Here is a 1717-nt window from a genome sequence, read left to right as displayed (position 1 = left end):
CCTGTACACCATAAGATGTCAGATACCTGTCAGTACGGCCTGGAAAACCGTATACCATAGAAAAGTCACCATTCTTCACTCCTTTAATTGAAATGGGTAGCGATTTTTTAGGTGTATAGGGTTTGTTAGTCGCTGAATAAGCTGCGGCTTTATTATTAGCATCGGCATATACCCTGAAAATTGAAAAGTCACCGGTATGGCGCGGCCACTCCCAGTTATCAGTGTCGCCACCGAATTTCCCTATCGACTGTGGCGGAACACCTACTAAACGAACATCATTAAATCTTTCATAGATAAAAAGAAGAAATTGATTGGCTTTGTAAATATCACGCACCTCGCCTTCCATTGCCGTTCCGGCAGTAGCTTCAGACCCAATCTGCTTGCTAATCTCTGCAATTTTCGCGGCTTTATCCTTTTCTTCAACGCCTGCAAGAGCAGCCATTACCTTAGGGGTTACATCTTCCATGCGGACCAGGAAACGTACGAACAAGCCGGTGATCGGCTTCTCTTCCTGGTAATTTTTTGCATAAAATCCGTTGTCAAGGATATTATTCTCCGGAGTGGAGTTTGACGCTGCTGCATCATATCCGCAATGGTGGTTGGTAAAGATCAATCCGTTTTTTGAAACGATTTCACCGGTGCAAAAGCCGCCGAAAGACACAATTGCATCTTTGATACTTGCTTTATTCACGCTGTAAAGATCTTCAGGGGTAAGTTTGAAACCCTGCTTTTTCATCTGCTCATAGTTTTTACCGATGAGCATGGGTAGCCACATTCCTTCGTCGGCTTTTGCAAGGTTATTTAAACCGAGCGCAAACACAAACAGCAAGGCTACCGCGTATTTTAATTTGTTCATATAATTTGATTATTAATTGGTTATCGCAAATATAAGCGACCAGACCTTTAAATGTTTCAATTGAGGCTAAAAATTTGGATACAAAAAAACCCGCTCCTTTGAGGAGCGGGCTATTTTATTCCATTACCAGTTCTTATTGAAAATTATAACGGAAACCGAATTGCATGTAATAAGTGGATGCAAATGTTTGGCTAGTTCCAAAAGTAGAATCTACCGGCTTGTTATTGAAAGTGTTCAACCAGAAAGTAGGTTTGGTAGTACCACCTGGTGTAAGTGCAGAAACATTTTGAGGGACCAGGATACCGGAAGATTTAACAAAATTGACATTTCCCCAGTTGCTGTTCAACAAGTTTCCGAAGTTTAAGATATCAAGAGTGAATTGGAACGAATTTTTCATCTTTCCGTAATCTTTAAAAACTTCCTGGCTTAACCTTACATCAACTTGATTTCTCCATGGAAGTTTGCCACCATTACGTTCAGCATACTTGCCTTTGTTCTCGCTAAGGTATTCGTCCTGATTAATATAAGCCATGAACAAATCGCTTTGTTGTTGGGCAGTATAAGCCACACCGCCTGTCGCAGATGAAGCAGGACGGTTAGCGAAAGTAATCTCACTAGCATCCCTTGGGATGTAAATCAAGTCATTCGTTTGACCATCACGGTTGAAATCGGAAGTATAGGTATAAGAGAATCTACCTTGATGAGAAGCCTCATAGAAGAATGAAAGGTTTGTCGCAAGATTCTTGATGTATTCTCTTCTCAAAGAAAGACTACCTATTATTCTGTGGGGAATATTACCGCCGAAGTAGCTTAACCCAGGATTGTTACCTGTATTACTTGTTGGAGTTAATGACCATGTGT

General features: G+C 41.1%; 1 protein-coding gene and 1 pseudogene. Both read right to left on the bottom strand.

Going from position 1 to position 1717, the window contains the following annotated elements; genetic code table 11:
• The coding region (locus WBJ10_RS15560; RefSeq protein ID WP_424291924.1) for a S46 family peptidase at positions 1-856 on the bottom strand (856 nt) is incomplete at its 3' end.
• Positions 857-989: 133 nt separating this feature from the next.
• Positions 990-1717 (bottom strand): annotated as a pseudogene (locus tag WBJ10_RS15555) (TonB-dependent receptor); the annotation flags it as partial.

Origin of the sequence: Daejeonella sp., from assembly GCF_049655485.1 — a bacterium.
In the GTDB taxonomy this organism is placed as follows: domain Bacteria; phylum Bacteroidota; class Bacteroidia; order Sphingobacteriales; family Sphingobacteriaceae; genus Daejeonella.
This window is presented reverse-complemented; position numbering and strand designations above follow the sequence as displayed.